The 8,386-nt window shown below is 39.1% G+C and carries 9 protein-coding genes and 1 pseudogene; 6 read left to right on the forward strand and 4 right to left on the reverse strand.

Translation table 11 applies throughout. The features are described 5' to 3' along the window. The 4 genes from CA730_RS05820 to CA730_RS05835 all read right to left on the reverse strand — a co-directional run. A partial coding sequence (locus tag CA730_RS05820) for a WD40 domain-containing protein (RefSeq protein ID WP_096665096.1) occupies nucleotides 1-1,725 on the reverse strand: 1,725 nt, incomplete at its 3' end. Nucleotides 1,726-1,978: 253 nt separating this feature from the next. Then, on the reverse strand, nucleotides 1,979-2,764 hold the full coding sequence (locus CA730_RS05825) for a PP2C family serine/threonine-protein phosphatase (protein WP_096665099.1): 786 nt from the start codon (nucleotides 2,762-2,764) through the stop codon (nucleotides 1,979-1,981). A 164-nt stretch (nucleotides 2,765-2,928) separates the two neighbouring features. Next, nucleotides 2,929-3,585 (reverse strand): vWA domain-containing protein, encoded by a 657-nt coding sequence (locus CA730_RS05830; RefSeq protein ID WP_096665102.1) that lies wholly within the window; start codon nucleotides 3,583-3,585, stop codon nucleotides 2,929-2,931. Nucleotides 3,586-3,854: 269 nt separating this feature from the next. Beyond that, nucleotides 3,855-4,463, reverse strand: a complete 609-nt coding sequence (locus CA730_RS05835; protein WP_096665105.1) for a molybdenum cofactor guanylyltransferase — start codon at nucleotides 4,461-4,463, stop codon at nucleotides 3,855-3,857. 204 nt (nucleotides 4,464-4,667) lie between these two features. Between CA730_RS05835 and CA730_RS05840 the strand changes: the two genes are divergently transcribed. The 6 genes and pseudogenes from CA730_RS05840 to CA730_RS05865 form a co-directional block, all read left to right on the forward strand. After that, nucleotides 4,668-5,129: a nitrate reductase associated protein gene (locus CA730_RS05840; protein WP_096665108.1), complete on the forward strand. Its 462-nt coding sequence runs from the start codon at nucleotides 4,668-4,670 to the stop codon at nucleotides 5,127-5,129. 52 nt (nucleotides 5,130-5,181) lie between these two features. After that, complete coding sequence (locus CA730_RS05845; protein ID WP_027401675.1) at nucleotides 5,182-5,385, forward strand: RNA-binding S4 domain-containing protein; 204 nt, start codon at nucleotides 5,182-5,184, stop codon at nucleotides 5,383-5,385. Nucleotides 5,386-5,621: 236 nt separating this feature from the next. Continuing rightward, complete coding sequence (locus CA730_RS05850) at nucleotides 5,622-6,584, forward strand: hydrogenase small subunit (RefSeq protein WP_096665111.1); 963 nt, start codon at nucleotides 5,622-5,624, stop codon at nucleotides 6,582-6,584. 128 nt (nucleotides 6,585-6,712) lie between these two features. Next, a pseudogene (locus tag CA730_RS05855) lies at nucleotides 6,713-7,222 on the forward strand (nickel-dependent hydrogenase large subunit); the annotation flags it as partial. 247 nt (nucleotides 7,223-7,469) lie between these two features. Then, the gene (locus CA730_RS05860) at nucleotides 7,470-7,880 is read left to right on the forward strand and encodes a hypothetical protein (RefSeq protein WP_096665114.1); all 411 of its coding nucleotides are present in this window, start codon (nucleotides 7,470-7,472) and stop codon (nucleotides 7,878-7,880) included. A 68-nt stretch (nucleotides 7,881-7,948) separates the two neighbouring features. After that, the coding region (locus CA730_RS05865; protein ID WP_157750059.1) for an AAA family ATPase at nucleotides 7,949-8,386 on the forward strand (438 nt) is incomplete at its 3' end.

An 8,386-nucleotide genomic window follows, 5' to 3' on the forward strand; every position in this document is an offset into this window, starting at 1 on the left:
GTTTCCTGTGTTTACATTCCATAGTTTGATAGTGTTGTCATAACTCCCACTAGCCAGGGTTTGACCATCGGGGCTGTATGCTACTGAATAAACCGATCTAAAATGACCTTTGAGGGTTTGCAGTAGGTTTCCCGTGTTTACATCCCATAGTTTGATAGTGTTGTCCCTACTCCCACTAGCCAGGGTTTGACCATCGGGGCTGTATGCTACTGAATAAACCCAGTCAGAATGACCAGTGAGGGTTTGCAGTAGGTTTCCTGTTTTTACATTCCACAGTTTGATAGTGTTGTCATCACTCCCACTAGCCAGAGTTTGACCATCGGGGCTGTATGCTACTGAATTAACCGATCTAGAATGACTAGTGAGGGTTTGCAGTAGCTTTCCCGTTTTTACATTCCATAGTTTGATAGTGTTGTCACTACTCCCACTAGCCAGAGTTTTACCATCGGGGCTGTATGCTACTGATCTAACCAAACTTAAATAACCAGTGAGGGTTTGCAGTAGGTTTCCCGTATTTACATTCCATAGTTTGATAGTGTTGTCACTACTCCCACTAGCGACCGCTTGACCATCGGGGCTGTATGCTACTGACAAAACCGAGCTAGAATGACCTTTGAGGGTTTGTAAGAGGTTTTCTATGAATTGATTACTAATAACTTGTGGTTGTGATATTGATTCCTCAACAACAGATGGTTTTGCTTTAACAACACCAGGAAAAATATCAATACCAAGATTTGTAGAGCGATCGCACCAATAGCAATTACCAAAAGTTCTACTATAATAATGACTATCTACCCTGCCACAAATAGTTAAATTATCATTCCCTGTTCTTAAAGCCTCTAACCACTCCCTAGCTGTGGGGCGTAAATTGGGGTTATTATGACCATCATTAAAGCATTTCAAAAAACATTGCTGAATCTCTGGATGTACAATCTCTAGGGGAATTGTTCTTGCTGCTGCGGTAATTAAAGTATTTGACCCATTAACCCATAAACCCCGACGGATAAGTTCATTAGGTTCTGGAGTTTCCCCCGCACCAGTCCACTTTCCTTGAAAGGGACTATTACCACCAAATAACAATTGATAGATAATTACCCCTAACCGGAATCTATCATGTACTTCCGTTTGCTCAATACTAGCAAAATCTTTTCCCATTAATTCCGGTGGTGTATATCCTTCCGAACCAACTAAACAACGATAAACCTTACCGTTTTTTGGATTTTTCACCTGAAAAGAATCTGTATCAATAATTGAAGGTAAAGCCCGATTATTCACTAAAATATTTTGTTGTTTAATATCTCCCAACACATAACCAGCAACGTGCAGGGCTTCAATAATTGAAACAATATTTAGCGCCGTTGTGTGCAGAAACCGCCAATCAATTTCAAGTTTCAAAGCTTTACGACGACGAGGATTATAAACATCAATAAGTTCTCTTCCATCCTTAATTTCAGGCATCAAAAAGCCCACAAAATCACCCTGAGCATTTTTCAACGCCGACTTAGGCCAAGCAAAAGAAACATGATGAAGATGGGAATTTGGTTCTGTGGGTGGATGTGCTATCATTACCGCTAACTTCTGCACCCGTTCAGGTGTTGGAGAATGGTAAATTTTCGCTAAATAACCATTTTGATTAGTTCGCCAAACTTTTGCTTCACCACTATTAGCTATTTCTTTCAACAGAGTAATTGATTTTCCCGTACTGGCACAAGTAAGAACTGTCATATAATTTTAATTAGATGGGTTGAAATAAATATCAAATGGTATTGTGGACTATGACAGGCTAGAAGCCATCCTGCCCGCTCATCATTTAATTATGACTATTAAATCTCGCTTTCAAAACAACACAACAGCAAAGTTTTATCATGTTTTATCATCATCAGTACGTTGACTAGGACAGGCTAGAAGCCCATCCCACAATAAATATATAACTCTTGTGGTGTGGGCATCCTGCCCGCTCATCATTTAATTATGACTACTAAATCTCGCTTTCAAAACAACACAAAAGCAAAGTTTTATCATCATCAGTGCGAGAATTTAACCGTGGAGAATCGAGAAAATCCATAATATAAGTATCATCATTTCCTCCTGGTTTATCTGTTTCTCGCAAATATTCCTCCAAAGGTTTAAAAAATGGCGCATGAGGTTTCCAATCACTCAAGCGAATTGCCACTTTTTCTAATCCATCAGTAGAAGCACAAATAAACTCTTGTTTTCCTGAAATTACCTGTACCTGCATTTCCTCCAGCGCATTAGCTGAAGTCACAAAAATTGTTTCGTTGAAAAATTCCCCCTTATCTGGTTCAAACAATAATTGATATTCTGCCTCTTGGGAACGCACCACCATAAATCCATCCCCAATTTGCATCGCTGCAACCCATTCAGGAGTTGCTATAAAAACTAAAAGTGTACAAGCTAAATCACTGACAGAATAACCTTTATTATCTGCTTTTTTGTTTAACGCAGTAATAACATCCTTGACAAACTTAGTAAAAACTTCCTTAGCTTCCATTTCCGAAAGTGATTGAGAAAAACCTTGTTTATCAGGAAATTCATTAATATCAGCAAAGCATTTAATTACAGTTTCTACCGCCAATTCAGAACCAAAATGAGAATATTTAGCACTTCCAGCACCATCAGCAACTGCGCCCACAATCACATCCTTAAAAATGCGATAATGTCCGCAGTCTTGACAAGGTATTTTTTGCTCTTGATGACTCGTTCCCACAGCAGAACGCGCTATAGCTTTAGCTTTCCAACCCACAATAAATAAATCCTGTATATTTTATTAGACTTTATAACCCCTCTCCAAGCCTCTCCCCTTGTAGGGGAGAGGCTTTAAAACTCCCTTTATGAAAACTCATTTTTTCATATTCCCTCTCCTCGTAGGAGAGGGTTAGGGAGAGGTTCTTCTAGCTTATACATCCTCTAAGTAGTAATTTGCCCCCATCCCACCGGCGGTAATGCCACAGCTTCCCCTACTTTGCCACTAGAAACCCGTTTCATGGAAGTGGAAAGCCAAACAAATAAAGAGCGAAAATCTAAGCCATTCAGAGTAACTGGAGGACGTTCTGGTGGGGCAATTTGTCGGAGTTTATTCATATCTGCACCCTGAACACCAACGGTAAAAAACAACATTCGGCGCTGTGCGTCTTCTTCTCTCACCCTTTGCGCTGCACCTTCCCAATAATCTGTAGGCGCACCATCGGTAATTAAAAATACCCAAGGACGATAATAATGGACACCGTTATCTTTATAAGAATGTTTGCGGGTTTCTAATAAATCCAAAGCATATTCTATAGCTGCACCAATTGGGGTGACACCCTCTATTTCTAGCTTGGGCGGTGTAAAATGGTCTATAGTAACAAAATCTTGCGTCAGTTTCACAGGTCCAAAGGTGACAATAGCCACTTCTACACTTAAAGAGGCTTGAGCATCTTTCATTACATCTTCTTTGAAAGCCGCCAAACCTCTATTTAACTCCTGGATAGGTTCTCCTGACATTGAGCCAGAGGTATCAAGCAAGAGAATTACCGGACAACGATTTTCCGGGTTTTCTACGAATTCAGGCAAACCTACTGGCATTTTTGATACTCCTGGTTAATCAAGGTGAGATGCAAAATGTATAAATTATATAGCAATCCTAAATAAGATATGAACAACTTTTCTCCATACCTCTGCGCTCTGTGCGTCTGGAGCGGTTCGTTTTAAAAAATCCATTCATAAATCAAATGGGATTGCTATATGTTACTTGTTACTAGATAGCTTAACATGGATGTTTGCACGGAATCAATACCCATAACATTTAAGGCAAATAAGGCAATTTTAGGTTCATGAAATATCTCCGATTTCCCTCAGAAGTCGGAGATATTACTGTTAAAATTAAATAACATTTGTGAATCTAGCAAAGGTAATATATGAACAGAATCAGGCTTTAACCACTGTTGAAAAGAACGTCCACCTTGTTCAATATACTGTGTTAATTCCGGTAAACAACGACGGCGATATAAACCACATAAAGGTTGCCAGATGTGATTATTTTGTACCAAAGCTGCCATTTTATTCTCTGGAATTGTCTCTAATTGAGATATCCACTCTTGCAATATTTCTAGTCGCAAATTTGGTAAATCACAAGCTAATAACAGAACCCAATTTGTGTCCACTGCTGCTAACCCTTGCATAAAACCTACAAGTGGTCCATGTGTTCGAGGTTCATTTCCAGTTTCCCCAGGTAAGGGAACTTCTAGAATAAATTGACTTTGAGGTGTGAGCAATTTTTGATAACGTTCTGGCCAAGGAGTGACGATATAAACTTTATCAGTACAGGCTGCTGCAATAGTATAAATTAATTGCAACATGGGTACACCGCCCATGGGAATTAAGGCTTTATCTCTACCCATGCGAGTGCTTTTACCACCTGCTAAAACAATAGTTGTAACATGATACTGGGAATCAATATTCATAATATTTGTATTCTATTTAATAAAAATTAACTGTATTTTCTCATAAATCATTTATAATAGTTACATATTATATTTTGTTTTTAACGAACCACAGAGATCACAGAGGAAGAGAAAAGGAGAAATGTATACCTACGGCACGTTACATGAATACATCTTGTTTAGGATTGCTATATAAATCTATATTTTATAATTATCACCAATTTTATGACAGATTTTTTTGAGTTTGAAGCAGATTTTGTTGATTCTTGGCGTTGTATTCCTATGCAAGTGCGCTACAAACTAGATACTTGCGGTATTAAGCTAAAATTAGCAGAATGGAATCTGATGAATCAAAAATCACGTCAAAATTTAATGACTTTACCTTGTGATACAGATATTCAAATTCATGATTACAGACATTATATTCAAGAGTTGGTATTGCAACTGACTGGTAAACCTGTGGCTGAATTACCAATTGAAGCTAATCCAGCATGGGTAGATATTAGCACTATTCCTCACAGTGTCCACGAAAAAGCTCAAGAAATAAGTGTGATAATTACAATTGAGGCATGGAAAAGCCTGACTATTCTACAGCGGTTTGCCTTAATTAAACTCAGTCGTCCTAGTCATGAGAATAAAAACTTTTTACCGGCTTTGCAAGAATTTAATTTGTTGCCAAAATCCTAAATTCTGATATATTGCTATAGATGATACTTTTTAATTAGTTGGTAAAAGACAGATGATTAAACTTGATCAGTTTTTGAAGTTTTCGGGCATATCCTCTACCGGAGGTCAAGCTAAATGGATGATTGTTGATGGTGAGGTTAAAGTTAATGGGATAGTTGAAACACGAAGAGGACGGAAATTAGTTGATGATGATGAGGTAACAGTAGGAGGAAAAACTTTAAAGGTGGGGGAAATCCTCTCAGACACCGTTGATTAATGCTGATATCTATGATATTACCTTTATTTATTTTATTTACTATAATATCTCACACTCCTAATTCTTAAGTTTTATTTAAAAAAAGTTAATTCCTTTAAATAACACCTTAGTTTAAAATGATGAATATTGATCAATAGGTCGTTCTCTACAAGTAAATCCTTTGCAAAAGGGGAAATTATACCCCTATAGAATCTCTTCAATTGTGCATTATTAACACATCTAAAAATAAATAGCTAATGACTAATGTACTCTGGTTACAAGGTGGTGCTTGTTCGGGTAACACCATGTCATTTCTTAATGCCGAAGAACCAACAGCTTGTGATTTAATAGCTGATTTCGGTATTAAAATACTTTGGCATCCTTCCTTGGGTGTAGAATTAGGTGATAACGTCCAAACCCTATTATGGGACTGTATTTTAGGGAAAACTCCTCTGGATATTTTGGTATTTGAAGGTAGCGTAGTTAACGCCCCTAATGGTACAGGAGAATGGAACCGATTTGCCGACCGTCCCATGAAAGATTGGTTAGACGATTTAGCCAAAGTTGCGAAATTCATTGTTGCGGTAGGAGACTGTGCAACGTGGGGAGGAATTCCCGCTATGTCACCCAACCCCAGCGACTCCAAAGGACTGCAATTTCTCAAACGGGAAGCAGGGGGTTTTTTAGGTGAAGATTTTGTCAGTCAAGCCGGCTTACCTGTGATTAATATTCCCGGTTGTCCCGCACACCCCGACTGGATAGCGCAGATATTAGTAGCGATCGCCACTGGTCGAATTGATGATATAGTTCTCGATGAACTACACCGTCCCCAAACCTTCTTCAACACCTTCACCCAAACAGGTTGTACCCGCAACATTCACTTTGCATACAAAGCCACAACCGCTGAATTTGGACAACGCAAAGGTTGTCTATTTTACGACTTAGGTTGTCGTGGACCCATGACCCGTTCTTCCTGTAACCGCATTCTCTGGAACCGCGTCTCCTCTAAAACCCGCGCTGGAATGCCCTGTTTAGGTTGCACAGAACCCGAATTTCCCTTTTTTGACCTCAAACCCGGAACAGTCTTTAAAACCCAAACCGTCATGGGAGTTCCTAAAGAAATACCCCCCGGAGTCAATATGAAAGATTACGCAGTCCTCACCGTTGTTGCCAAAAACACAGCCCCCAAATGGGCAGACGAAGACTTTTTTACTGTTTAGTCATGAAAAAAGACCTAACCCCCCAACCCCCTTCCCTGGTAGGGAAGGGGGAGTCAATTATTCCCCTTTCCTTGTAGGAGAGGGGTTAGGGGAGAGGTCGTGCAACTAACAACTGACAAAGGACAAATATGGCAATTCAAACATTAGATATTTCACCCGTTGGTAGAGTCGAGGGTGATTTAGATGTGCGCGTCGAAATCGAAAATGGATATGTGACAAACGCCTGGACTCATGCTGAACTTTTTCGCGGTTTTGAAATTATTTTACGCGGAAAAGATCCCCAAGCTGGGTTAATTGTCACCCCTAGAATTTGTGGAATTTGCGGCGGTTCTCATTTAAGTTCTGCCTCTTGGGCGTTGGATACCGCTTGGGGAACAGAAGTTCCTAGAAATGCGATTTTAGCAAGAAACTTAGGTCAAATCGTCGAAACAATTCAAAGTATTCCTCGCTACTTTTATGGCTTGTTTGCGATTGATTTAACTAATAAAAATTATCGCCGTAGTCACTTTTATGATGAAGCTTGTCGGCGCTTTGCTGCGTTCACAGGTAAATCCTATGAAATCGGTATTACAATTTCTGGGAAACCTGTCGAAATCTATGCTTTATTAGGTGGACAATGGCCTCACAGCAGTTATATGGCAATAAATTAATAAATTGCTTATATATCAAGGATTTCTCAAAGTAGGTTTGATTATTCCCTGGTTTTTCCTTAAATTAGGCGGTAAACCCACCCCTAGCTACATTATGAGTCCATTTATTTTTATCTACTAACAGCTATTTGGTGTTTTCAGACGTTACCTAATTTTTCCCTAACCCTAGCTAGATTAGCGAGCATAACTATGGTAAATTTTTAGTAACCAAAGAATAATCCAAACTACCCATATTATGAATTTCAAACGATGGCAGGAACTAAAGAAAATCCTCAATGAAGAAAAAGATTTGTCTAACATCTGGTCATATTACATGGATCATTTTGCAGATCATCCCAAATTCATCAACTTGGGTCAACCTGTCCAGAATCAATATATTGATGCAGTTGTCAAAAAAACCTGTCAACAACTATTTGGTCAAAACGTCAAAATTACCAATTCTCTCCTAATCCATATCCCCCGACATCAATTTTTTCATGGACCATTCCAAGCCAGCGGACGAATTGGTGGTGTGATTTTCTTTGAGGATATCAAAGTCGGTTTAATGGCTGTTTCCGCACAGTTTCCCCCAACTAGTGAGGTGCAATATTCTCGGTTTACCGAAGTAATGGATCTATCACCACCAACAGGTCATGATTTAAATTGAAGCCTTCCAGCCTCGCCCCAACCTCAAAATCGTCTAAACTTAAAGAGTTCGCTAACTGCTAAAATCCTATGTCTCTCTGGTTTAATATTGCTGGTCCTTGTGAAGATGATATCCATTATATGCTATCTCCAACAACACGATTACCCGATTTGGAGGAGCTAATCCAACAGCGTAGTTATTTCGTGGTTCATGCACCGCGACAAACGGGGAAAACAACAGCAATGTTAGCCCTAGCACAGCAACTTACCGCCACAGGAAATTATGCAGCAGTCATGGTATCAGTAGAGGTAGGAAGTGCATTTAATCATGACCCCAGCACCGCAGAATTAGCGATTTTAGGAACTTGGTATGATACTATTTCTATACGTTTACCCAAAGAATTTCAACCACCTGTTAAACAATGGCAACAGGAAGAACCAGGAAGTAGAATTAAAACTTTTTTATCAGGTTGGGCAAAAGCTATAAATCGTCCTTTAATATTATTTATAGATGAAATTGATTCTTTA

Origin of the sequence: Dolichospermum compactum NIES-806 (assembly GCF_002368115.1) — a bacterium.
GTDB lineage: Bacteria > Cyanobacteriota > Cyanobacteriia > Cyanobacteriales > Nostocaceae > Dolichospermum > Dolichospermum compactum.